19 protein-coding genes are annotated in these 24,104 nt (G+C 65.6%); 8 read left to right on the top strand and 11 right to left on the bottom strand.

The genetic code is table 11. From position 1 onward, the window contains the following. Positions 1–97 precede the first annotated feature (97 nt). The 5 genes from VL15_RS27570 (at position 98) to VL15_RS27550 (ending at position 5,933) form a co-directional block, all read left to right on the top strand. Positions 98–2,602: a fimbria/pilus outer membrane usher protein gene (locus VL15_RS27570; protein WP_053077709.1), complete on the top strand. Its 2,505-nt coding sequence runs from the start codon at positions 98–100 to the stop codon at positions 2,600–2,602. Positions 2,603–2,727: 125 nt separating this feature from the next. Next, positions 2,728–3,474, top strand: coding sequence for a molecular chaperone (locus VL15_RS27565; protein ID WP_048249832.1), 747 nt, complete (start codon positions 2,728–2,730; stop codon positions 3,472–3,474). 26 nt (positions 3,475–3,500) lie between these two features. Beyond that, positions 3,501–4,499, top strand: coding sequence for a fimbrial protein (locus tag VL15_RS27560; RefSeq protein ID WP_048249831.1), 999 nt, complete (start codon positions 3,501–3,503; stop codon positions 4,497–4,499). Positions 4,500–4,566: 67 nt separating this feature from the next. Further along, complete coding sequence (locus VL15_RS27555; protein ID WP_048249830.1) at positions 4,567–4,947, top strand: FimD/PapC C-terminal domain-containing protein; 381 nt, start codon at positions 4,567–4,569, stop codon at positions 4,945–4,947. Then, complete coding sequence (locus tag VL15_RS27550) at positions 4,944–5,933, top strand: fimbrial protein (protein ID WP_048249829.1); 990 nt, start codon at positions 4,944–4,946, stop codon at positions 5,931–5,933. The genes VL15_RS27555 and VL15_RS27550 overlap by 4 nt, the downstream gene beginning before the upstream one ends. Before the next feature lie 603 nt (positions 5,934–6,536). On the opposite strand, the gene VL15_RS27545 is transcribed toward VL15_RS27550, so the two are convergent. The 10 genes from VL15_RS27545 to VL15_RS27500 all read right to left on the bottom strand — a co-directional run bounded on the left by VL15_RS27545 (position 6,537) and on the right by VL15_RS27500 (position 19,412). Next, the gene (locus tag VL15_RS27545; RefSeq protein ID WP_230684530.1) at positions 6,537–7,646 is read right to left on the bottom strand and encodes an acyltransferase family protein; all 1,110 of its coding nucleotides are present in this window, start codon (positions 7,644–7,646) and stop codon (positions 6,537–6,539) included. Further along, a complete protein-coding gene (locus VL15_RS27540) occupies positions 7,567–8,697 on the bottom strand; it encodes a hypothetical protein (RefSeq protein ID WP_048249827.1) in 1,131 nt (376 codons plus the stop codon). Before VL15_RS27540 ends, VL15_RS27545 begins: the two co-directional genes overlap by 80 nt. Beyond that, positions 8,687–9,979 carry an oligosaccharide flippase family protein gene (locus tag VL15_RS27535; protein WP_048249826.1) on the bottom strand — a complete coding sequence of 431 codons (1,293 nt, stop codon included), beginning with the start codon at positions 9,977–9,979 and terminating at the stop codon, positions 8,687–8,689. Before VL15_RS27535 ends, VL15_RS27540 begins: the two co-directional genes overlap by 11 nt. Next, positions 9,973–11,145: a polysaccharide pyruvyl transferase family protein gene (locus VL15_RS27530; protein WP_048249825.1), complete on the bottom strand. Its 1,173-nt coding sequence runs from the start codon at positions 11,143–11,145 to the stop codon at positions 9,973–9,975. Before VL15_RS27530 ends, VL15_RS27535 begins: the two co-directional genes overlap by 7 nt. Then, positions 11,142–12,389 carry a glycosyltransferase family 4 protein gene (locus VL15_RS27525; RefSeq protein WP_048249823.1) on the bottom strand — a complete coding sequence of 416 codons (1,248 nt, stop codon included), beginning with the start codon at positions 12,387–12,389 and terminating at the stop codon, positions 11,142–11,144. The genes VL15_RS27530 and VL15_RS27525 overlap by 4 nt, the downstream gene beginning before the upstream one ends. Further along, positions 12,386–14,683 carry a polysaccharide biosynthesis tyrosine autokinase gene (locus tag VL15_RS27520; protein WP_048249822.1) on the bottom strand — a complete coding sequence of 766 codons (2,298 nt, stop codon included), beginning with the start codon at positions 14,681–14,683 and terminating at the stop codon, positions 12,386–12,388. The genes VL15_RS27525 and VL15_RS27520 overlap by 4 nt, the downstream gene beginning before the upstream one ends. Continuing rightward, complete coding sequence (locus VL15_RS27515; RefSeq protein WP_048249821.1) at positions 14,683–15,177, bottom strand: low molecular weight protein-tyrosine-phosphatase; 495 nt, start codon at positions 15,175–15,177, stop codon at positions 14,683–14,685. The genes VL15_RS27520 and VL15_RS27515 overlap by 1 nt, the downstream gene beginning before the upstream one ends. After that, entirely contained in the window at positions 15,174–16,325 is a 1,152-nt protein-coding gene (locus VL15_RS27510) for a polysaccharide biosynthesis/export family protein (protein ID WP_048249820.1), read from the bottom strand. The genes VL15_RS27515 and VL15_RS27510 overlap by 4 nt, the downstream gene beginning before the upstream one ends. Positions 16,326–16,377: 52 nt before the next feature. Then, positions 16,378–17,787 carry an undecaprenyl-phosphate glucose phosphotransferase gene (locus VL15_RS27505; RefSeq protein ID WP_048249819.1) on the bottom strand — a complete coding sequence of 470 codons (1,410 nt, stop codon included), beginning with the start codon at positions 17,785–17,787 and terminating at the stop codon, positions 16,378–16,380. A 608-nt stretch (positions 17,788–18,395) separates the two neighbouring features. After that, positions 18,396–19,412, bottom strand: coding sequence for a 1-aminocyclopropane-1-carboxylate deaminase (locus VL15_RS27500; protein ID WP_048249818.1), 1,017 nt, complete (start codon positions 19,410–19,412; stop codon positions 18,396–18,398). A 196-nt stretch (positions 19,413–19,608) separates the two neighbouring features. Here VL15_RS27500 and VL15_RS27495 point away from each other — a divergent pair, with 196 nt between their 5' ends. The 3 genes from VL15_RS27495 (at position 19,609) to VL15_RS27485 (ending at position 21,193) form a co-directional block, all read left to right on the top strand. After that, a complete protein-coding gene (locus VL15_RS27495) occupies positions 19,609–20,109 on the top strand; it encodes an Lrp/AsnC family transcriptional regulator (RefSeq protein ID WP_048249817.1) in 501 nt (166 codons plus the stop codon). 110 nt (positions 20,110–20,219) lie between these two features. Beyond that, complete coding sequence (locus tag VL15_RS27490; RefSeq protein WP_048249816.1) at positions 20,220–20,723, top strand: antitoxin Xre/MbcA/ParS toxin-binding domain-containing protein; 504 nt, start codon at positions 20,220–20,222, stop codon at positions 20,721–20,723. Then, on the top strand, positions 20,720–21,193 hold the full coding sequence (locus tag VL15_RS27485; protein ID WP_048249815.1) for an RES family NAD+ phosphorylase: 474 nt from the start codon (positions 20,720–20,722) through the stop codon (positions 21,191–21,193). Before VL15_RS27490 ends, VL15_RS27485 begins: the two co-directional genes overlap by 4 nt. Positions 21,194–21,253: 60 nt before the next feature. Here VL15_RS27485 and mdeB read toward each other — a convergent pair whose 3' ends face one another. Beyond that, positions 21,254–23,974, bottom strand: coding sequence for an alpha-ketoglutarate dehydrogenase (mdeB, locus tag VL15_RS27480; RefSeq protein WP_048249813.1), 2,721 nt, complete (start codon positions 23,972–23,974; stop codon positions 21,254–21,256). Positions 23,975–24,104: the final 130 nt, after the last annotated feature.

The raw sequence follows: 24,104 nt of genomic DNA, 5'->3' as shown, positions 1-24,104 counted from the left end.
CCTCTTCATCTTCATTGTCCCCGGGCCTGTGCCGCGGGGCGGGGCATGTTCGCGCTTGCGATTCCGCTCGGGAGGTGAATCAACTTAGAGAAAGGGTATGGAGAACGTCAGAAAGGAAGGGGATATCTGGACGCCCGCGCAGATCGGTGCGCCGTGCCTCGCGTTGCTCGGGCTGGTGCTGCCGGCGCAGGGCCACGCGGTGGAATTCAACGAATCCTTTCTGCGCAAGGGCGAAGCGCCCGTCGAGCTGAGCTATTTCGAGAAAGGCAGTTCGGTGCTGCCCGGCAGCTATGACGTCGATGTCTACCTGAACCATACCCTTGTCAAGCGCCAGGACGTCGTGTTCCGCGCGGACGCCGACGGCGCCGTCAAGCCGGCGGTGACCCTCGGGCTGCTGCGTACCGCCGGCGTCAACGTCGCGCGGCTGGAGAAGGACGGGCGCATTGCCGCGGGCGCGGACGACGCGACGATCGTCGACCTGCACGCCGTGGCGGACGGCGCATCGGTGGAGTTCGAAGCCAATACGCTGTCGCTGAACATCAGCTTTCCGCAGTTGTATGTGTCGCGTACCTCGCGCGGCTACGTGGACCAGTCGCTGTGGGACGACGGCATGCCCGCGCTGTACAGCGACTATCAGGTCAGCTACAGCCGTAACGATAGTCACGGCCACAACAACGAGTATTACTTCGTCGGTTTGCGCAACGGCTTCAATGCCGGCGGCTGGCGTTTCCGTAACGAATCGTCGCTCACCGGCACCACGGGTGCGGGCAGCCGCTTCAGCAGCAACCGCACCTACGTCGAGCGTGATATCCGCCGCCTGCGCAGCAAGGTGGCGGCCGGCGAGTTGTATACGTCGGGTGACATCTTCGACAGCGTGCGCTTCGTCGGCGCGCAGATCGGCACTGATCTCGGCATGCTGCCCGACAGCGAAGTCGGCTTCGCGCCGGTCGTGCGCGGGATTGCCGAGAGCAATGCAATCGTGGAGGTGCGGCAGAACGGCTACGTGATCTATTCGACGCCGGTGCCGCCGGGCGCGTTCGAGATCACCGACATCTATCCGAGCGGCTCGAACGGCGACCTCGAGATCAGGATCACCGAGTCCGACGGACGCGTGCGCCGGTTCACCCAGCCGTACTCGTACCTGCCGGTGATGGTTCGTCGTGGCAGCCTGCGGTACGCGTTTGCCGCCGGCCAGTATCGCGTGCAGGGCCAGTCGAGCCCGAAGTTCACGCAGGGCACGCTGGTGTACGGCGTGTCCGACAACTTCACCGGCTACGGCGGCGTTATCGCCGCGGACAACTACGTGGCGGCCGCCCTCGGCATCGGCGTGAACACGCGTATCGGCGGCATGTCGCTGGACGTCACGACGAGCCGGTCGCGCACGTCGACGGGCACGCGGCAAGGGCAGAGCTTGCGGTTCCTGTATTCGAAGACGCTGTATCCGACCAACACCACGTTCACGATGGTCGGCTACCGCTATTCGACGGACGGCTACCGTACGTTGAGCCAGCACGTGGAGGACACGGACCATACGTACGGGCCGCGCCTCATGCGTCAGAAGAGCCGCCTGGACGTGAACGTCAACCAGCCGCTCGGCAGCGGCTCGATGTTTGCCGGCATCGGCGATACGACCTACTGGAACGGCGAAGGGCGCAGCCGGCGCCTGCAGGTCGGCTACAGCAACAGCTACCGGAACGTCAGCTACAGCGTGTCGGCATCGCATATCCAGGAGTCGGGGCCGTTCGGGCGGCCGGACACGCAGTTCAGCGTGTCCGTGAGCATTCCGCTGGGCAAGGCGTCGAGTTCGCATCGCCTGTACGCGAACGCGGTGTCGTCGACGCGCGGCGACTTCAACGTGCAGACCGGCGCGTCGGGTTATCTGAACGAGAGCAATACCGTCAACTACGGCGTGCAGGCCGGCTACAGCCGCGACGGCGGCGGCTCGGGCGGCGTCAGCGCGGGCTGGGATACGCCGAACGCGAAGCTGACCGGCAACTTCACGCAGGACCGCTCGGGCCGGCATTTCGATGCGAGCGCATCGGGCTCCGTCGTCGCGCACGGTGGCGGTGTCACGCTCGGCCAGCCGCTCGGCGAGACGTTCGCGGTGGTCCAGGTGCCGAAGGTGAGCGACGTGACGTTCGGTGGCGCGCCGACGGTGCGCACCGATCGGCGCGGCTACGCGATCGTGCCGTACCTGCAGCCGTACCGTCAGAACTGGCTGAACATCGATCCGTCGAGTGTCGGCACGCATACGGAGATCACCGACAACGCGAAGATGGTGGTGCCCACGCGTGGCGCGATCGTGAAGACCCGCTTCGAAGCGGAGTCGGGCCGGCGCGTGCAGTTCGAGCTGAGTACGGACGAAGGCGGCAAGGTGCCGTTCGGCGCGCAGGCGTACGACGCGAAGGGCAAACTGCTCGGCATGGTGGACAACCAGTCGCGGCTGCTTGTGTTCGGTGTCGCAGACCAGGGCAGCATCGACGTGAGCTGGGGCGACAAGCAATGCACGATCGGCTTCGCGCTGAAGCCGCAGAACAAGGAACTGGCCTACGAGCGCGTGCAGACGCGATGCTCCGCTGGAAAGATGGCGGCTTCGAATTGATTCGCCGATTGCGAGGGTAGTGCAGAGCAAGCGCAGCGCGAATCCGACTGAATCGGCGGGTGCTCTTGCTTGCACCGTCGCGCACCAAGTGAAATGGAGGCGGCGCCGTTCATGCCGCAAACGACATGCTGAACAGACTACTTTTGTTTCTGGCTGGGTCATCGGTCGCGGTGCTGAGGGTCGTTCTCCTGGCGACATTGCTGCAATCGACTGCCGCGTTGGCGGATATCCATTTCGGTGGTTATACCCGCTTTGTCATGGATGAGAAGAATGGCAGAAAAAACATCGAGATCGAGAACGATGGTGACGAGCCGGCCCTCGTTCAGGTCAATATCGAGTGGGGAAACGAAAAGGCCGCGCCGCTCCTTCCCATTGCAGTTTCCAAACCGCTGCTCCTGATTCCGTCACGGAAAAGGGCTTTCGAGGAAATCATCTACCAGGGGGAGGGCCTTCCCGCCGATCGGGAATCCTACTTCACGCTTTCCGTGACGGAGATCCCGAAGAAGCCGGAGGGTGGCGACAGCCTTCAGTTCGCTGTGCGGCATCATCTCAAGTTCTTTTATCGTCCGCAGCTTTCCATGGATCCGCAGGAGGCGATTGACCGACTCAAATGGGTGCGCCAGCCTGGATCTGCTGTTCCGAGCGCGCACAACGATTCGCCTTATTTCCTGACGCTGACGGATATCAAGCTTCAGGACAGCACTGGAAAGACATGTGGGGAGACGCTCCGGCATTGGATGCTGGAACCGTACTCCACCAAACCACTACCTGATTCAGGATGTGCCACGGTGCCGGATGGTGTCAGCTACGTCTACATCAGCGACAGCGGATTCCAGCATCCACGCACGTTCGCACTGCAGTCGGAGCTCTGATTCCATTTGTATTTGGAGAATAGTCAATGAATGTTCACAGGATCCTGTTTCTGGCTGCAGCGCTCATGCTCTGGATGCCTAAAAGTTATGCCCTGATCTGTACGCTTGCGGACTCGAACGTGACGAGCGTTACCACGATGGTCGACACGACGGTCGCCGTCCCCAACACCCAGCCGAAAGGCAAGGTGCTCTGGCGGCAACCCACTCAGACGACCTCAATGGATTGTTGGGTGGATTCCATCAACCCCGGTGAATATGTCTATTTATATGTCAACCCGAAAGGAATCTCGCTCGGAGACGACCTGGAAATCGGCGTTACCTACGATGGGAAGGACTACCTCTATTCATCCTTGTCGGGGGGGAAGTTGAAGACCGACGTCTGGGTCGACGGTTGTTCGGTCAATTGTGGCTGGCAGAAGGCGCGAAAGACCTTCACGTACTCCATCTTTCTCGTCAAGAAGTCGCCGGCCGGCACGGCCAAAGAAGGGTCGATGACATCGATCACCGATTACATGGCCTTGCAATTCGATGGACAGGGAGGGACTCGCCTAGGCATGAGCTACAACATCACGGTCAAAGGTCTCGACAAGCTGCGTTATATCCCTTGCGAGTCGAAGATCAGCATCAGTCCCAGCACGATCAAATTCAGCGGAATCAGTACTGGCGGCTCGGTTCCGAAGCCGGACCAGGTGATCGTGCGAATGCCGTTCACGATTGCGGAGGTACGCACCTGCGCAAGCGGTAGTGCCGTGTACGGAGTCAATGCTTACTTGAGCCCGGTGAACGCGACGCTTGCCGACAACGATACGACACTCGTGCCTTCGGACAACCCGTCTGTCGGTATCAATCTTCTCAGGGCGGACGATCTTGCTCCGATTACCTTCCGGAAGGAGTTGGTCCTGACTCCGCCAACATCGCAACAATCCAACCTGCAACGCTTTCTGGCAAGCCTGAAGTGGCGCACCGGTACGCCGAAACTGGGCAAATTCAATGCCGGTGCGGCAGTCGAGCTCTATTACAAGTAGCGCGGGTAAGCCTGCCTCGCGCGGGGCGATCGCTAAGACTCGCTTCGGCGCAGAGCCGGGCCGGCGCGTGCAGTTCGAGTTGAGTACGGACGGAGGCGCCAAGGTGCCGTTCGGCGCGCAGGCGTACGACGCGAAGGGCAAGCCGCTCTGCATGGTGGACTGCCAGTCGCGGCAGCTGGTGTTCGGTATCGAGGACCAGGGCTGTATCGATGTGTGCTGGGAGGGCGGTAGCTACAAGGCCAACTACTGGCTGCAGCAGCAGAACCAGGCGTTGTCTTCGGAGCGGGTGCCGCTCACTTGCCGCCAGCCGTCTGGCACAGGGGACAAGTTGCGCCGCGCTGCAATTTTCTTTCCCGATGAAGCCGGGCGGACTGCTGCCAGACCCCGTATGCCAACACACGTTGGAAAGCCGGAAAACACGCAATCAACCATGGACACGGAAAAATGAAATTCATCGGTTTTTTGATTTTGGTTCTCTTATCAAATTATGCCCATGCGAAATGCACGGTCACAAGAAGCGATAACGTAGTCGTGGATCATCTCGTCATCACGCTGCCGAAATTCTCTCCACCTGCATTTGATCCCAATATCGCTGAGGGAACGGTGATCTTCACGGCATCGGGGACGTCAACTGGATTGGGAGGAAAGGCGACGTGCGACTCTGTCGTTGGCCAAGTCGGTTATTTCGGAACGACAAGCGCTGCTCCGGGGAAATACAGCACGTATCCCACGCCAGTTTCCGGGGTGGGGATCAGAATAAAAGGGGGGATCAATGTGGATCAGTGGTGGCCGCAATCGACTACCGGGACCACTAATACCTGGAACCTGGACGCGGCATCGAATTTTACGATTGAGCTCGTAAAAACCGGTGATATCACATCGACAGGCGTTTTGAGTGGAGAGATTGGTATGACTTATTTGGTTGCGCAAGAAAAGAAAATTCGTTCAATTGTGACGAATGGTTCTATAAATATTATTCCAAAAGTGCCGACTTGCAATGTGCTAACCAAGAATATAGCGGTCGACCTCGGGAAGGCATTAGCCGGTGATTTGAAAAGCATCGGTGCAACGTCATCGCCAAAATCCTTCGACGTGCGTCTCAAGTGCTCCGGTGGGAATCCGGGCACGTCGACGAAAATGTTCATGACGCTGACGGATTCGGCAAACCCCGCTAACGAGTCCGATACGCTCTCCCTTGCGCCCGGCTCGAAAGGCAAAGGCTTCGGCATTCAGATACTGCGTGGTTCGGACGACACGCTGGTCAGTTACGGTCCGGACTCTGCGGCGACAGGCAATCCGAATCAATGGAGCGTCGGGAGTTTCGGCAATGTCGACGTGACCATTCCGTTCAAGGCTCGCTATGTGCGAACGTCTTCTACCGTATCGCCTGGCAAGGCGGATGGCGCCGCCACGTTCACCATGAGCTATCAATAAGCGGGCGCGCTTCCGGACTGCCGAAAGCTGGCTCGCATCGGGGGCCAGAGCGGCATCGCCACGCGACGATGACGGACGCTTCGAATCCCCTGATGTCGACCGATACGCTGGGCCTTGGAGCCGGTTCGACTGCCAGCGGTGTCGGCATTCGGATCTACTGCGACAATGAAACGACGCCTGTCAGCTATGGGCCGGATTCGGCGGCAAACGGAAATTCCAACCAATGGTATGTCGGTACGGCCGATCGAATGGCGTGGTTGAGCTTTCGTTCGTGGCCAAGCATGCCAAGACCGGGACAACTATCACACTGGGATCGGTTGTCGCGCAAAGCACGATCACATTCTCTTACCCGTGACAGCCTTGGCCTTGACCTGCAAAGTCATCCTGTCCGGAGCGGGAAGATCCTGACAGGATGTTGGCGTCGGAACAGCGGCAGCTTCGGCGGCGGCACTGCAAGTCGGCCCCTAACCATCGACAAACGGCATTGGGGTAGCCCCTGGGCGGCACTCATCCGATGAACCGGGCGAAAGCGCACTCGTCGCCGAATCGGTTCCGAGTTGGTTCAGGCAGATGCGGCGCGGGAGCGCGACGTTTCGGGTGCAATTATGGGGAACGCGTCGAGAAGCGCGACTGTCTGAGCCATCGATTCAATACTGACACGATCGGCCGTTCAATCCAGATATGGCAAACCTGTCCGGACAGGCAGATCACGCCGAGCGTTGCGCACGCGGAAGCGACGCCGGGCCATGTGTGAAGATTCGCGCGCACGTCGACGATCTTCTCGGCGACCCCGATGATATACGGATGGATCAGATAGATCGAATAACTGGCGGCTCCGAGCGAAGCCAAGATGCGGTTCGAGATCGTCCGGTTCAGCATGTCGAGCGCGACCAACGAGACGATCAGCACGCATGCTGGCATGCCCCACAGAACGATACGCGCGAACGCTTGTGGTGTGCCGTACACGGCATGAGATAACGGAATCGCCACGACGGCGCCGATTGCTGCGAAGGCCCAAGCCGGCGCGGCGATTCGGCGCACGATTCCGGTTTGCAGGACCCGGTACGCCAGGACACCCAGGCCGAACTCCAGCACGAACGGTTGCCCGAGATGGTGGGCGATGGTGCCAGGCGTGCCATCGATTGCCGCCCACAGGCAAAGCGACGCGAGCATCAGCGCCGCGAATGCAGTCGCGCGGTGTGCACCAACGACCCAGAGGCTTGCCGCAACGGCGAGATAGAACAACATCTCGTACTCGAGGGTCCAGCCGTTCAGGTTCAGCGGGCCCCAATGACCGTTTTCCTTGACGTAAGGCACGAACAGCAGCGATTTGACGAGGTATTCGGGCGCGGCCGTCGTCGTGTTCAGCCAGTGCGGACGCAGCACGGCGATCGCGTAGATGCCGAGCGTCGTCACCCAGTAGAGCGGCACGATCCGGACCAGGCGCTTGTGGAAGAACGTGCGACCTTCGTCTGGTGCGATCCACGACATGATGAAGCCGCTGATCACGAAGAAGACGTCGACGCCGGCCTGGCCGAACGGCAGCACGTGCATGTGATACGCGACCACCGCGAGGGCAGCGAAGGCCCGGGCGGCCTGGATATTGGGGAAGAACGCGCGTTGGTGCACGGTGTCACGCATGGCGATCTCCGGACGGGGCCGCTCGCGTTGCCGCCGAAAGGTTGTCGCGGCTGGTGGCGATGTCGAACGCACCGGACATACCGGATCTCCGCCCCGGCCCCCGCGCCGCGCGCGACGCCCCCGCGAATTGCACCGCGCACAGCAACGACACGCTCGACAAATGGCGCGTATAGCTGCCGAGATCGGGCTCGAACAGCATCGATACGGCAACATGTCCAATGACGAGGGCTGCAAGCACCTCGCGGCCGGGACCGCCCTCGCCGCGCGCACGTCGCCACACGGCGGCCAGCGCGATCCACACGAACACCTGCATCGCGATTTCCTTCGGCCCGGGCGAAAACAGCACCGGCAGATTCAGGCGGAGCACCGCATACAGGTAGTTGAAGCAGAACGCGATGAACGAAACTGGCTCGGCCGGGTTACGGAAACTGGTGCGAGCGCCGAACGGCGAGCCGTATGCGAGATAGTCCGCCGCCATGTCGCGCGGATGCTGCAGCAGGTAGTACACATCGTTCGGTAGCAGGAAGATCGCCAGCAGCACGGCAAGCATCAGCACGATCTTGCGCGGCCACGCACCTCGCCGAAACAGCAGCACGCCGATCGCGATCGCGGGAATCAGCGCGAAATAGCTGCGTACAAAGGCTGCATAGGCGCCGTACAGCACGACGGCGACCGCGATCGCAACAAGCGCGGCACGACGCTGTGCGATCCGCGCAAGGACGATGGCCATCAGCACGACGAGCGTGTCCTTGCTCGCGACGAACAGGTTGAAGAACACACACGGCGCGAGCAGCACCATGCAGGCCGCCATCGAGCCAACGCGCTTGCCGTGGTCAAGCACAAACCAGATGCAGAGCGCGCCGACCGACGCGACGAACAGATGCGTACCGGTCGCGCCGAGCGCCGCATAGAGTCGCGCGACCACGTCGAACGACGTGCCTTCGTAGGTGCTGGCGCCGCCGATCTGGCTCTGGATCTTCTCCGCATCGCGAAAGATGAACTCAGGCAGAAACGCACCGGCTTTCGCATAGATGCCCCAGTAAGCCAGCACGGCCAGCGCGGCGACGGCGCGTATCAGGCCGCGGCTGAGCTTGGGGCCCGCGCAAAGCAGCTTATCCAGCATGATGCGGCTCCGCGGCGGGCAGGATGTATCGATGCCGGCGCGCAAGTCGCGCGACGCTCAGCGCGAGCATCGCGGCGACCGCGACGCTCGTCGCCAGATGGGCGAGCGCGGCGCCCATGACGCCGTCAAGCGCGATCAGTTGCGACGCAACCGGCAGGTACAGCAGCGCGATCGCCGTCAACGCGGCCAGCACGACGCCGCCACCACGCAGCGCGATCGCGGCGGCCCACAGTACGTCTGCCACCGCGCGCAGGACGAACGACACGAGCAGCACCGCGAGCAGCGCGGCATGGCCGGCGTCCGCCGGCTCGTGCGCGAACGCGAACAGGTCGCGGTACACGACGGCGATGGCGGCCGATGCGAGCAGCGTCACGGCCGCGCTGGCCGCCGCCGCATGGCGAACCTGGAGCAGAAACGCGTTGGGCGTATCGGCCAGCGTTCGCACGAAGCGCGGGCCGGCCGTCGCGACGACCGTCGCGAACGCGACCGTCTGCACGGCGTTGGCGATCGACCATGCGAATACGTACCGGCCGAGTACATCCGCGCTCACATGGCTGCCGGCGATGATGCGTTCCGCGTATTGCAGCACCACGAGGAGCACGCCGGCCGCGTAGAAGGGCAGCCCGCGCAACCAGACCGGGAACACGCCGCCCGAATCGGCCGCGTTCCCGGGGAAACGGATGCCGCGCGCACGGTGCGCGAACGCATCGATCCGGCGCAGGCACGCGATCACGACGAGTACGTTGGTCACGACCCAGATCGCGAACACCGTCTCGATCGATTTCACGACGCCCGCGAGCAGCCCCGCGCACGCGATGCCGGCCCACGCACCGGTGCGCACGAACAGCAGCAGCGACGCGGCACGCGGCCGGTGCAGCGAGAACAGCCATCCGTTCGCCTCGAATGCCGCGTGCTCGGACAGCGCGACGAGCAGCACGCTCCACGCGAGCGAGACCGGCAGCCCGAAGCGCGCGAGCAGCGTGGCGGCGGTTTCGTTCAGCGTCGCCACGGCAAGCGCGGCGGCGAGCAACAGGTAGAGCGCGCCATAGACGACGTACAGCCGGCGCGCATGGCCGATGGCCGGTAGCGGGTTGGCCTCGCTCAGGCGCCGGTTGAGCTCGGGACTGAAGCCGAGGCCCAGCACTTTCGACGCGATCACCGACGCGGCGACCGCCAGCCCGTACGCGGCGATCGCGTCGAAGCCGAGCGTGCGCGCAACGACGATCGCGAGCGCGAATTTGAGGCCGAGCGCCGAGAACCGCAGGAGCAGGCGCGTCAGCATCGTTCGCCCTTATCGATATCTAGCGCGGCGCGCAGCGCATCGATCACGCGCACGCGTGCCGCGCGAATGCGGGCGAAGCCGGTTTGCGCGGCGTCCCAGAACGCCGCCGTCGCGCCGGGCGCGAAGATCGTGTCGGCGACGGACGCGGGATCGAAGTTCGCGCCGTTGACGACCCAGTCGTCGAGCTGCATGTCCGCATAGGCGCCGAAGCCCTTGCGCTCATAGCTGACGTGGAATGCCGGCACGCCATGCAGGATCGATTCGAGCGCGCCGTGCAGCCGCACCGACACTGTGACGTCGGGCCGGTCGTGTTCGAGCAGCGCCCTGAGCGGTACCAGTGCATCGCGGATGCCGAGGCGGTGGTAGTACGCAAGATCGTCGTTGCCGCGTCCGGTGCTCTGTACCGCGAAACTTACCCGGCATGATGCGCTCACCTGTTTGACGAGCTGCCGGATCGATGCGTCGTAGCGCGCGCGTTGCGCGGCGGACCATGCTGGCGCGCGGCGCAGTACGAACGCGACGTGCCGAACATTTCGATCCGCGCGCGCTGCGCGCTGCAGGATCGCGTCCTGGCGATGCTCGAAATCCAGGACGGCGAGATCGGGGGCGCGCCGCGTATTCGGATTCGCGGCGAGGAAGGCCGCGGAACGGTCGTCGCGAACGAACACCGTGTCGAACGCGGCAAGCAGCGCGCGCAGGTGTGCGCCGACCGGGCCAGCCGACAGCGTGGGCCCGATGCTTTGCGGCAGATACACGGCCGGTTTGCCCGACGCGCGCGCGGCGCGCATCTGCAGCAGGTGCCCGGCTTCGAGCTTGAGCGCCTCGAGCGGATTGCGCGCACGCAGGTAGCCGCCGCCGACGCCGACGATCAGGTCGGCCCGCTCGAGCAGGTCGCCGAGCGGGCGCAGCCCGCCGTTCGCGGGCAGATGCAGCGCGGCGCCGGCAGCGGCGGCCAGCCGGCGCCAGCCGCCACCGGCGAGCACGGGGGCCGGGCGCACGTCGTCGTGGCCGGGAAACGACGCGGGATCGGCGGCGACGATCGACACGCGTGTCGCGTCGCCGAAGGCCTCCCGCAGCAGCGAGACGGACAGGTCGACCAGCAGGCCGTCGCCGGCGTTGCTGGCGCTGTACGCGTGCAGCAGCGCGACGTGGGGAGAGGAAGTCATGCGTTGTGTCCTTGAACGAGTGCGCGATACAGGTCGTGCGTGCGCTGGACCATCGTCGCGACGGAGAAATGGTCGAGCGTCGCCGCGCAGTGCGTGCGCATCGCGAGGCGTCGTTCCGCGTCGCGGGCGAGCGCGACGACGGTGCGGGCGAATTGCGTCGTGTCGTCGTCGTTCGGCACGACGATGCCGATGCCGTGCGTGTCGACCAGCTCGGTCACGCCCGCGACGCGTGACGCGACGATCGGCACGCGCGCGGCCATCGCCTCGAGGCAGACGTACGGAAACCCTTCGTAGCGGCTCGGCAGCACGAACAGGTCGAAGGCGGAGAAAAAGCGGCTGGCGCGCTCGACCGGACCGACGACGTGAAGATTGGGCGGCACGTCGTCGGCTTCGGGGCCGGCCGCGACCGGGAAGTCGCCGGGGCCGATCGCGATGAAGCGCACGTCGAGGCCGCACTGGCGATAGACGCCGCGCGCGATCCGCACGAGCCGGTCGATGCCTTTCTGGTGGCTGAAACGCCCGACGAAACCGACGACGATCGCGTCGTTCGGCAGGCCGAGCGCCAGCCTCGCGTCGCGGCGCGGCAGCGTCGCTGTCGCCGGGACGCCGTTGGCGATCGTCGCGACGCGATGCGCGGGGATGCCGAGCGCGTCGTGCAGATGCCGCGCTTCGTCGCGCGAGACGGCGACGATCCGATGCGAGCGGAAGTGGCCGAGCAACGCCTCGATCGTGCCGTACACGCCGCGTTGCAGGCCGTTCAGGGCCGGGTTGAGCGTGTAGATCGCGTGCGGCGTGTACACGTGTCGCCACGGCCCGATGCACAGGCGCGCGATCGCGCCGGCCTTCGAGCTGTGGCTGTGCACGATGTCGGGGCGAATGCGCAGCAGGCATCGATACACGTGCGCGACGGCCAGCGCATCGCGCCAGCCGACCGCGCGCCGCATCGGCACATGGTGCACGCTCGCGCAAAGCGACAGCACGCGAGCGTCGAGGATCGTGCCGTCGAAGCGTGGCCCGCGCGGCACGATCAGGTGCAGTTCGACGCCGCCGGCCCTGCTCAGTCCGTCGATCAGGTCGGCGAGATGGACGGCCACGCCGCCGCCCGCTGCTTCGACGACAAGCGCGACACGCAGCAGCGGTGTGCGGTTCGCGCGGAGCGTCACGGGTGTTCCCGCGGCGGGTCGTGCCGCGATGCGCGCGGCTTCGCCGGCGGACGGACGTTCGAGATGACGGGTATCGTTCATCGCTGCGCGCCTCGCCGGAGGCGTGCGGCGAACGCGCGCAGCGACTGTCCGATCGACGCCGCGATGCCGCAGCGGGATGGCGCATAGCGGTACTCGGTGTAGCGATACGCGCCGTAACGCGAGCCGTAGCCGCCGGAACGCGGATCGACGCCGTTGAGCAGCACGCCGCTCGCATCGACGCCGTTGTGCGCGAGGCGCCGGATCGCTTCGCCGAGTTCGGCGACGCGTGTCGATGCCGCGCGGGCCGCGAGCAGCACGGTGCCCGCATGGCGGCCGAGCATGACGGCGTCGGTGACGGCGAGGATCGGCGCGGCGTCGATCACGACGAGGTCGTAGCGGGCCGACAGCGTATCGAGCAGCGCGCCGACGCGATCGTCGACGATCAGTTCCGCCGGATGCGCGGGGATCGCGCCGGTCGGGATGAAGTCGAGGTTGGGGATCACGTCGCGGCGGATCGCCGCATCCGGCTCGACCGTGCCCGACATCAGCTCGGCGAAACCCGGCTCGCGCTCGACGCCGAGCGCGTCGTGCAGGTAGCCGCGGCGCAGGTCGCCGTCGACGAGCAGCACGCGCTCGCCGTTGGCGGCCAGCAGCGCCGCGAAGTTCGACGCGACGAACGACTTGCCGGCGCCGGGCACCGGGCCCGTCAGCAGCAGCACGTTGTTGCGCGCACGCTGCATCGCGAAGCGGAGCGCGGTGCGCAGGCTCCGCAGGCTCTCGACCGCCGGATCGTGCGGATGAAGCACGCTCAACAGATGCGGCCCCGGCACGCACTGTGCGATGCGCCGTGCGACCTGCCGCTGGCCGGTCGATTCCGGAACGGTCGCATAGACGTCGATGCCGAGCGGCCGCTCGATCTCGTCGGCGCTGCGTACGCCGCCGAACAAAGTGTCGCGCACGAACGCGAGCGCGACGCCGAGCGCGAGGCCGAGCAGCGCGGCGGCCGCGATCACGACGGGCCGGTTCGGGCGCACCGGGTCCTCGGGCGCGACCGGCGTGTCGACGAGCCGCACGCTGCCGGTCTTGCCTGCCTTGACCAGTTCGAGCTGCTGCGCGTTGGCGAGCAGCGCCGTGTAGAGATCGGTATCGACCTTCACGTCGAGCATCAGGCGCACGGCGTTCTGCTGCAGGTCGGGCAAGCGCCTGACCTGCTGTTCGAACGACTGCTGCTCGCGCGCGAGTGTCGCGATCTGCGCGTCGAGCGCGATCATGTCGGGATGGCCCGGCGCGAAGCGCGAGCCCATCGCGTCGCGCTTCTGCTGCAGTTCGAGCCGGCGCGTCTTCGCGTCGGCCGATTGCTGCAGGATCAGCTTTGCTTCCTCGTCGAGGTCGATGGCGCCGTTCGCGTTGCGCATGTTCGTGTAGCGCTGTTCGGCGTCCTGCAACTGCTTCTTGAGCACCGGCAACTGCGCGTTGAGGAACGCGAGCGATTGCGCGGCATCGGCGGATTTGCGCTCGATGTGCTGGCGCACGTAGTGGTTTGCAATGGCTTGCAACTGCGCCTGCACGCGCTGCGAGTCGGCGCCGCGCAGCGTCGCGACAATCACGCCCGATTGCTTGATCTTTTCCTGGACGTCGAGCCCGCGGCGCAGCGCATCGATCGTGCCGGCGCGCGATTCGCGCACGAGCGTGAAACGGGTGTCGGGATGCGCGTCGATGCGGGTGACTTCGATGGCGATCGGGCCGTAGGCGGTTGCGAACGTCTCCGGGTGACCGAACGTACCCGTGACCGGCTCGGGCAGCGCGGCACTCGTCAGCCGGTAGCGCGACGAGTCGAGCAGCGAGAGTTCGAAGCGCTCGCCTTCGAGCGGCTTCGGCACATCGAAGCGCGCCAGTTCGGCGCTTTCGTCGCCCCATGCGTAGCCGCCGAGGCCCAGCAGGCCGGGGCGCGAGATTCCCGTGTTGAAGCGCGACACGAATTCGCCGACGACCGGGAAGCGCTTCGGTTGCGCGACGATGTAGCTGCGCAGCTCGTCGACCGCGCGCGTGATGACGAGTCGCGACGCGAGGATCTGCGCTTCGGCGGCCGCGCTCGACTTGATGTCGAACAACGACGACACGTCGCCAAGCACGCTCTTGGCGGCCGACGAATCGCCGCTGTCCTCGACCTGCACCATGATATCGGCCTGGTATTGCCGCGGGGCGAGGAACGCATACAGTGTACCGGCGCCCATGCAGGCGGCGGTGACGATGGCGATCAGCCAGCGCCGGGAAACGAGCACGTCGATCGCGCCGGCAAGATCGAGCTCGTCGTCGCGGTCGTGTGGATGCTCGTGGGAAGGTGTGGTTGTCATCAGTTGGAATCGGAAAGGACAAGCGTGGAATGGGCGACCGGCGTGATGCGTGCGCACCATGCGGCGACACCGCGCTCGATGAGCCGCAGGCTGCGTTCGAAAGACGCGCGCGGGCCGAGATATGGATCAGGTATGTCGGAGCCATGCATGCGGCCGCTGGACGGATCCGGCATGCCGAGCAGGAACACGCGGCCACGCAGCGCCGGCAGGCGGCGCTCGAGCCAGCGTTGCTGGTCGGCATCCATCGTCAGGATCAGGTCGGCGCGCGTGGCGAGCCCGGGCGGCACTCGGCGCGCGCGGTGCGCGGCGATGTCGAGGCCGCGCTCGCGCATCAGGTCGACTGCATGCGGATCGGCCGGCTGGCCGTCACGTGCGCCGAGGCCGGCCGATTGCACGTCGACGCCCGGCAGCCGCGCACGGAACAGCGCTTCGGCCATCGGGCTGCGGCACACGTTGCCGATGCACACGACGAGCAGCGTGGCGACCGCGCTCATTTGACGGCGAGCGCCGCGGTGGCGCTGGTGTTGACGCCGGGCAGCAGCAGGCTGAGCACGCGGCTGAAGCGCACGAGGCCGCTGCCGTCGACGTAGACGATGTCCTTCGGCTGCAGTTCGAATTCGTTCGCGAGCACCATCGACACCGGCGAGCGCGCGTCGAGATGGAACACCTGCGGGCTGCCCGTGCCCGACCCGCGGATCACGAACATCTGGGCCGCGTCGGCCGTGCCCGCGTTCACGCTGCCGGCCTGGGACAGCGCGTCGGACAGCGTCAGGCGTCCGTCGCGTTGCGGCACCGCGAGCGACGGCTTGTTGACCTCGCCCATCACGTACGCGCCGTAGTCGCTGCGGGCCGGCACGTGCAGGAGATCGCCTGCGGCGAGCACGATGTCGGCCGGATTGCGGCCGTGCCTGAGCATCCGGCTCAGGTCGAGCGGATAGGTCACGCCGCCGCGCACCAGCGTCATGCGGCTCTGGTCGGCGGCCGGGCCGAGGCCGCCCGAGCGACCCAGCGCCTCATAGAGCGTCATCGGCACGTCGTTGACGGGCTGGGCACCCGGCGTACGGACTTCGCCGTCGATGTAGACCTGCTGCGAACGGAACGACGCGACGCGCAGCGTCACCTGCGGATTGCGATACACGCGCGACAGTGCCGCGGCGATCCGGGCTTGCGCGGCGTCGGCGGTCAACCCCGTAACGTGCAGCTTGCCCGCGAACGGGAACGACAGGGTGCCGTCCGGATCGACGACGAACCCGGACGCCGGGTCCGCTGCGCGCAGCGCGTTCTGCGGCGCGGCGCCTTGCGAAGCGGCAAGTTCGGGGTGATCCCACACGGTGACCTGCAATACATCGCCGGGGCCGATCCGGTACGGGCCGGGCGTTGCGACGAGGCGGTCGGATAACCCGGCCTGCTGCCGGGCCGATTGCGCATCGAGTGCGCGAATCAGGCCGGCATCGATCGGCGTGATCCTGAACGAGGGGGCGCCGCTGCCAGCCTGTGTGTCGGCCGCGGCGGAGGGCGGGCTCATCCGCATGCCGGGTGCGAGCGCACAGGCCGACAGCGCGACGCTCGCTGCCATGGCCAGCAGCATGCGCGCGCAGCGCGGGCGGGCATGCTGCGTGCGGACGTATTTTTGATTTGTCATACGTTATCCTTATCAAGTGGCGGCGCGGAATGAATCCGGTGCCGCGTGCGTGTCAGTACGCGTTGCCGTGCATCCAGCCGCGTACGACCGTGGCTGCGACGATGCGCATGTCGAGCGAGAACGACCAGTTGCGCAGGTAATGAAGATCGGCTTCGACGCGGCGCTGCATCTTTTCGATGGAGTCGGTTTCGCCGCGCAGCCCGTTGACCTGCGCCCAGCCCGTGATGCCCGGCTTGACGCGATAACGGTGGATGTAGCCGTCGACGATCGGCTGATACAGGTTGTCGTGCTGGAGCGCATGCGGTCGCGGCCCGACGACGGACATCTCGCCGCGCAGCACGTTGATGAACTGCGGCAGTTCGTCGAGGCTCGTGCGGCGCAGGAACGCACCGATGCGGGTCACGCGGGGATCGTCGCGCGTGGCCTGCCGGATTTCGCTGCTGTCGTGCAGCCGCATCGTGCGGAACTTGAGGATCGTGAAGGTGTTGCCGTTCGCGCCCTGGCGCTGCTGCCGGAACAGCGCGGGGCCTTTCGACGACAGCCGGACCGCCGCCGCGATCGCGAGCAGCAGCGGCGCCGTACCGACCAGGACGGCCGCGGAGAATAAGCGGTCGAACACGGCTTTCTGAAGCAGCGCTTGAGACGACAACGGCGACGCGACGAGGTTGATCGCCGGCGCGCCGACCAGGTCGACCATCCCGGTGTCGAACATCGACACGGTGCTGACGTCAGGCATGAGCCGGATGTTGACGAGATCGTTGCGGAACGCATCGATCACGGCCATGACGGTGCGCGCGTCGCCGATCGGCAGCGCGAGCCAGACTTCCGGAATCGCATGCGTTCGCACATGACGCGCGAATGCGTCCAGCGCATCGAAGTGCGGCACGTCGGCGTGGCCTTCGCGGCATGCGACGCCGGGATCGAATGTGGCGGCAGCGCGGAAGCCCGCCGACGGCATCCCGGCGATCCGGTCGCGCACGGCGTCGCAATGCGCACCGGTGCCGACGATCGCGACCGGGTAGCCGCCTTCGGGCGGACGACCGATCCGGTCGAGCGTCCGGCTGGCGACGAGCCGCGCTACGCAGAGCGCGGCGCCGCTTGTCACCGTCCAGAGCAGATACCAGTTCGACGGCGCGCTGGACTCGGGCGACAGCGCGCGCATCACGAGCGCCGCGCAGGCTTGTGCGAGCAGCCACGCGAGCGCGGTCAGGACGGTGGCGCGCCGTTTCGAACGGCCGCGCGGCATCCGGTAGATGCCGAATGCGGGGAACAGCACCAGGGCGAACGTTGCCGCGCATGCGACGGCGGTCAATTCGGGCGAACGGTCGATTCGCGTGTCGGGCAGGACCAGCGCCGCGGCGAGCGCACCGATCGAGATCAGCGCGACGTCGGACGCGCGTGCGATCGATCCCCCCGCGATTGACGACACCTGCGTGTGCCGGACTTCGAATGACGTATCCATATGCCCCGTTGCTGTCGTTCTGTCGGATGGGTGGCGTCGGCCGTTGTCCCGACGCGGCGCAGCACGGCACACCCGGACCGGGCCGGGTGTCGCTGCTGCTTCCAATGCGTGGGATGGGCAATCGCTGGACGATGACGCTGCTTGATTGGCCGGACGGTCGCGCGTCTCGCATCGGCGGTTTCAACCGTGCCGTTGCGGGCGAATGTTTGCGAAACGTTGCAATCGACTCGACCGGTCAATTTTCGGCAAGCAGGGGGGCGATTTAAATAGAACGCCTACTAAATGAGGCGCTCATAGACTCGGACGGGTACGAATGATTCAAGACTGCGTCGTAGGGTCAATGTGTCGACGCGGACGAGTCCCGTTCGGCGTGGACGTTCGTCGAGACGCGCGAAACTGGTCGAACTCGGCGACGGAGGCGGTCGGATGCGCAGGGGAAAGGGGGCGCGTGACGCGACCGAACGGCGCGCGGCGAACGGCGGGCAGGCGGATGGCAGGGGGCGGGGTATGGGACAAAGCAGCGCTGGCCCGACGTCGACAATTGTCGACTGGGCCAGCACGGCGACGGCATGCGCAGGCGCGCGCGCCGGATCGCAATCGGGCGCGCGTCACCCGTTGCGGAAAATCTCCGCGTAAGCGCTCAACGCCGGCACCCCGCCCAGGTGCGCATACAGCACCTTCGACCCCGGCTCGAATTCGCCGAGCCGGACCTTGTCGATCATGCCGTGCATCGACTTGCCTTCATAGACCGGGTCGGTCAGCACGCCTTCGAGCCGTGCGCACAGACGAATCGCTTCGAGCGTGCCGTCGTTCGGCAGTCCGTATTCCGGGCCCGCGTAGCGCGTATCGAGCACGACGTCCTGTTCGTCGATGCGACGCCCGAGTTCGACGATTTCAGCCGTATGCCGTGCGATGCGCGTGATTTGCGCATGCGTCTGCTCCGGCTTCGCCGACGCGTCGATGCCGATCACGCGATCTGCGCGCCCGTCGGCCGCGAAGCCGACGACCATGCCGGCCTGCGTGCTGCCCGTCACCGAGCACACGACGATGTAGTCGAACTTGAAGCCGAGTTCGGCTTCCTGCTGGCGCACCTCTTCCGCGAAGCCGACGAAGCCGAGCCCGCCGAGCGGATGCTCGGAGCAGCCGGCCGGCACCGGATACGGCTTGCCGCCCGCCTGCCGCACGCTTTCCATCGCTTCTTCCCAGCTTCGGCGAATGCCGATGTCGAAACCGTCCGCGACGAGTCGCACGTCGGCGCCCATCATGCGCGACAGCTGGATGTTGCCGACGCGATCGTAGACCGGGTCTTCGTAGTTGACCCAGTGCTCCTGCACCAGCACGCATTTCATGCCGAGATGCGCGGCGACCGCAGCAACCTGACGGGTCTGGTTCGACTGGACGCCGCCGATCGACACCAGCGTGTCCGCGCCCTGCGCGAGCGCGTCGGGGATCAGGTATTCGAGCTTGCGGGTCTTGTTGCCGCCGAACGCGAGGCCGCTGTTGCAGTCCTCGCGCTTCGCATACAGCTCGACCTTGCCGCCGAGGTGCGCGCTCAGGCGCTTGAGCGGCTGGATCGGCGTCGGGCCGAACGTCAGCGGATAACGGGGGAAGCGTTGCAGGTTCATCGAAGCGGTCTCCGGTAAGGCGGGATGTGCATGGGAATCGGTGCGCTCGGGAGAAGCCGGCACGGCGTCTCCCGATAAAAAATGATAGGCATGCAGGCGAGAAATGAGCTTGCGAAATAAATATCGTCGGCCTACGTTGATAATGAATAGAACATCGATCGCGAAATAAGAGTTCGCAGAAACGGAGGAAGACGCAATGAAATTAAGTGGACGTTCGGCATCGTCAGCTGACGCCGCACCCGCGCTCGATCGCATCGATCGCGCGATCCTCAGGCAGCTTCAGCAGGATGCGTCGATCTCGAACGTGAGCCTCGCCGCGAAGGTGAAGCTGAGCGCGCCGGCGTGCCTGCGGCGCGTCGAGCGGCTCAAGGAAATGGGGATGATTCGCGGGATCGTCGCGCTGCTCGACCCGAAACCGCTCGGGGCCGGCATGCTCGTCGTGATCGGCTTCGTGCTCGACCGCTCGACGCCGGAAGCGTTCGCCGCGTTCGAGAAGGCCGCGCAGAAGGTGTCGGGGTGTGTGGAGTGCCACGTCGTGACCGGCGAGTTCGACTACTTCATGCTGGTGCGCACGCGCGACAACGAGAGCTTCAACCGGCTGCACGCGGAGCAACTGATCTACCTGCCCGGCGTGCGGCAGGTGCGATCGTTCATGGTGCTCAAGGAGATTCTGTCGACGCACGCGCTGCCGGTGTAGCGTGGCTCGCTGGCGGTTCCCGGTGGTTACGGCTATGCCATTTGGTCGATTGAAAATTCTCGATTGGTTGTGTACAATGGGAATTCAAATTAACCCATTTGGGAGTCGCGATGGCAGCAACCACACCTGCGGCCCGTCAGCCTGCCAAGCGGGCTGCCGCGCCCCGCGCCGCGACGCCGGCGGGCGGCTCGAACGGTCTGGGCGCCGACAAGGGTGATTTCGACACCTTTCGCCGGATGGCGCCGATGTCGCAGCGGCGCACGATCGCGGAGGGTTTCGATGCGGTCATCATCGAGCGCGTCGCGCGCGAGTTGCTCGGCGTGCCGGTTCAGTCCCTCTTGAGCGCGCTGAGCCTTCCCAGCTCGACCATTCTGCGGAAAATCGCCAAACACGACCGGTTGTCGCAAGGCGAGTCCGATCGCGTTGCGCGCGTGCTCTATGTGCTGGATCTCGCGACCGATCTGTTTGAAGACGGCGAGCGCGCAGCGGTGTGGATGAGCCGGGCGAACGCGGAGCTCGACGGGTTGAAGCCGCTCGAAGTGCTCGACGTACAGCCCGGCTACGACCGGGTGCGCGACATTCTGAACCGTGCCCAGTTCGGGGTCGCCGCGTGAGGTTGTATCGTCTCGCGAAAGAACGAAAGGGGCACTACCTGGCCGACGACCTGAGCGGGAACGGCGCGGCAATCGCAGGTGGCCGCTGGAATCCGCGCGGCATGCGTGTGCTGTACACCTGCTGCCATGCGTCGACTTCGTTGCTCGAGGCGCTCGTCCATATGTCCGGCTTGCTTCCCGCTGGCGGATTTTTTCTAGTGACGCTGGAGGTGCCCGACACCGTCCATGACAACGCGTACCAGCCGGACCTGCCGGACGATTGGGCGGTCCTGTCGCAGGATCCGGAGTCGACCGCCCGGATCGGGCAGGTCTGGCTTGAAGCGGGCGAGCCGTTGGCGATGCGCGTACCGTCAGTCGTTTGCCCGACCGACTTCAACTTGTTGCTGAACCCGCTGCATGCGGATTTTGCTTCGAGTGTGAAAATGATCAGCAAAGAAGCGTTTGCGCTGGATCCTCGCCTCTTTGGCTGATCGGTTGTATTGCCTGGATCGACGAAAAGGCGTCGACTGCCGAGCGGCCGCATCGCCCGATCAGCGCTGCCATGGCGCGACGCCTGGCTGCGCGGACTTGCCGAGACGCGCTCGCGCGTCGCGCACGACAGCCGCATCGAGTTCCCCGTCATCCGCCAGCGCCTTCAGTGCGGCGAGCACGATGCTCGCGCGATCGACTTCGAAGAACGCACGCAGCGCGTCGCGCGTGTCGCTGCGCCCGAACCCGTCGGTGCCCAGCGTCACGTAGCGGCGCGGCAGGTACGCGCGGATCAGTTCCGGCACCGCGCGCACGTAGTCGGTCGCAGCAACCACGGGCCCGCGCGTTGCGGCGAGCGCGGCGGTTACGTACGGCATTGTGTCGGTATCCTCACCAAGCCGTGTGCGCCGCTCGGCTTCCATCCCGTCGCGCTGCAGTTCGCTGAAGCTCGTGACGCTCCACACAGCCGCGTCGATCCCCCAGTCGTCCTTCAGCATCCGTTGCGCGGCGAGCACCTCGCCGAGGATCGCGCCCGCGCCGAGCAACTGCACGCGCGCGCGCGTATTCGATTCGGCCGGCAGCAGATGAATGCCCTTCAGGATGCCTTCGCGCAGCGCGTGCGGATCGCCGTCCGGCGCGGACGGCTGCGCGTAGTTCTCGTTCGTGACCGTCACGTAATAGAACACGTCGCGCTGCTGTTCGACCATCTCGCGCATGCCGGCATCGACGATCGCCGCGACTTCGTATGCGAACGCCGGATCGTACGCGCGGCAGTTCGGAATCGTCGACGCGGCGAGATGGCTGCTGCCGTCCTGGTGCTGCAGCCCTTCGCCGCCGAGCGTGGTGCGCCCGGACGTCGCACCGATCAGGAAGCCGCGCGAGCGCTGGTCGGCGGCGGCCCAGATCAGGTCGCCGACGCGCTGGAAGCCGAACATCGAGTAGTAGATGTAGAACGGCAACATCGGCAGGTCGTGCACGCTGTACGACGTCGCGGCCGCGATCCACGACGAGATCGCGCCCGCCTCCGAGATGCCTTCCTCGAGAATCTGGCCGCGCGTGTCCTCGCGGTAATAGAGCATCGAACCGAGGTCTTCCGGCTCGTAACGCTGGCCGAGCGGCGAGTAGATGCCGACTTGCCGGAACAGGCTGGCCATGCCGAAGGTGCGCGCTTCGTCGGCCACGATCGGCACGACGCGCGAGCCGATCTCGCGATCCTTGATCAACGCGGCGAGCATGCGCACGAGCGCCATCGTCGTCGACATCTCGCGGCCGGCTGCGTCCAGCGCGAACGCTCCCCAGGCCGGCATCGAAGGGACGGTCAGCCCCTTCGATGCCGCTATCCGCCTTCTGGGCAGATAGCCTCCCAGGGCAGCTCGGCGGGCATGCAGGTAACGCATTTCCGGGCTGTCTTCCGCTGGCTTGTAAAACTTCAGCTGTTCGACGTCGCTATCCGACAGCGGCAACCGGAAGCGGTCGCGGAACGCCTTCAGATCGTCGACATCGAGTTTCTTTTGCTGATGGGTCGTCATCCGGCCCTGGCCGGCCGTGCCCATCCCGTAACCCTTCATCGTCTTCGCGAGAATCACGGTCGGCTGACCGCGGTGCGCGAGTGCGCGCGCATACGCGGCGTGCAGCTTGCGCGCGTCGTGGCCGCCGCGGCGCAGGCGGTCGATCTCCGCATCGGTGAGCTGCGCGGCGAGCGCTTCGAGTGCGGGATCCTGGCTGAAAAAGCGCGCGCGGTTGTATGCGCCGTCGTTCGCGGAGAAGGTCTGGAACTGCCCGTCGACGGTGTCGGCGAATGCGCGCGCAAGTGCGCCCGCGTGATCGCGCGCGAACAGCGGATCCCAGTCGGAGCCCCACAACACCTTGATGACGTTCCAGCCGGCGCCCGCGAACTGCGCTTCGAGCTCGTCGATCACGCGGCCGTTGCCGCGCACCGGGCCGTCGAGCCGCTGCAGGTTGCAGTTGATCACGAACACGAGGTTGTCGAGCCCTTCGCGCGCGGCGAGCGACAGCGCGCCGAGCGACTCGGGTTCGTCCATCTCGCCGTCGCCGAAGAAGCCCCACACGGTGCGGCCCGCGGTGTTCGCGAGGCCGCGATGCTGCAGGTAGCGCATGAAGCGCGCCTGGTAGATCGCGTTGATCGGGCCGATCCCCATCGAGCCGGTCGGGAATTGCCAGAAATCGGGCATCAGCCACGGGTGCGGATACGAGCACAGGCCCGGGCCGGCGATTTCGCGGCGATAGTGCTTCAGGTGATCCTCGCTGAGGAAACCTTCGAGATACGCGCGCGCATAGACGCCCGGCGACGAGTGCGGCTGGAAGTACACGAGATCGCCGCCTGCATCGCCGTTCGCGGGCGACGCCGCGCGGAAGAAGTGGTTGAAGCCGGTTTCGAACAGGTCGGACGCCGATGCGTAACTCGCGATGTGGCCGCCGAGTTCGCCGTACGCGCGGTTCGCGCGCACGACCATCGCAAGCGCGTTCCAGCGCAGCGCGGCCGACAGCCGATCCTCGAGGTCGAGGTCGCCCGGATACGGCGGCTGCTCGGCGAGCGGAATCGTGTTCAGGTAGCGCGTGACGGGCGTGCGCGACGACGCGAGGCCGGTCGCGCGCGCATGCTCGGCAAGCTGGTCGAACAGGTATTGCGCGCGGTCGCGGCCGACGTGCGCGACCACCGCGTCGAGCGCCTCGAGCCATTCGGCGGTTTCTTCCGGGTCCGCATCGACGCGCGCGAGGGCCGCGCGCTGCGCGTGTTCGATACCGTTCGACAGATCCGTCATGCCAGTCTCCCCGCGCGCCGGCGGCGGCACGCATCAATGGGACTCATGCTACGCGTCGATCCGCAGAATATGCGTCTGATTTCATTCAGAATTTGTCGCTGTATAGTGTAAATATTCTGGAATCGTCGCG

Source organism: Burkholderia cepacia (assembly GCF_001039005.1).
Lineage (GTDB): Bacteria > Pseudomonadota > Gammaproteobacteria > Burkholderiales > Burkholderiaceae > Burkholderia > Burkholderia theae.
Note: the sequence above shows the minus strand (reverse complement) of the source record. Positions and strands in the feature narration are given on the sequence as shown.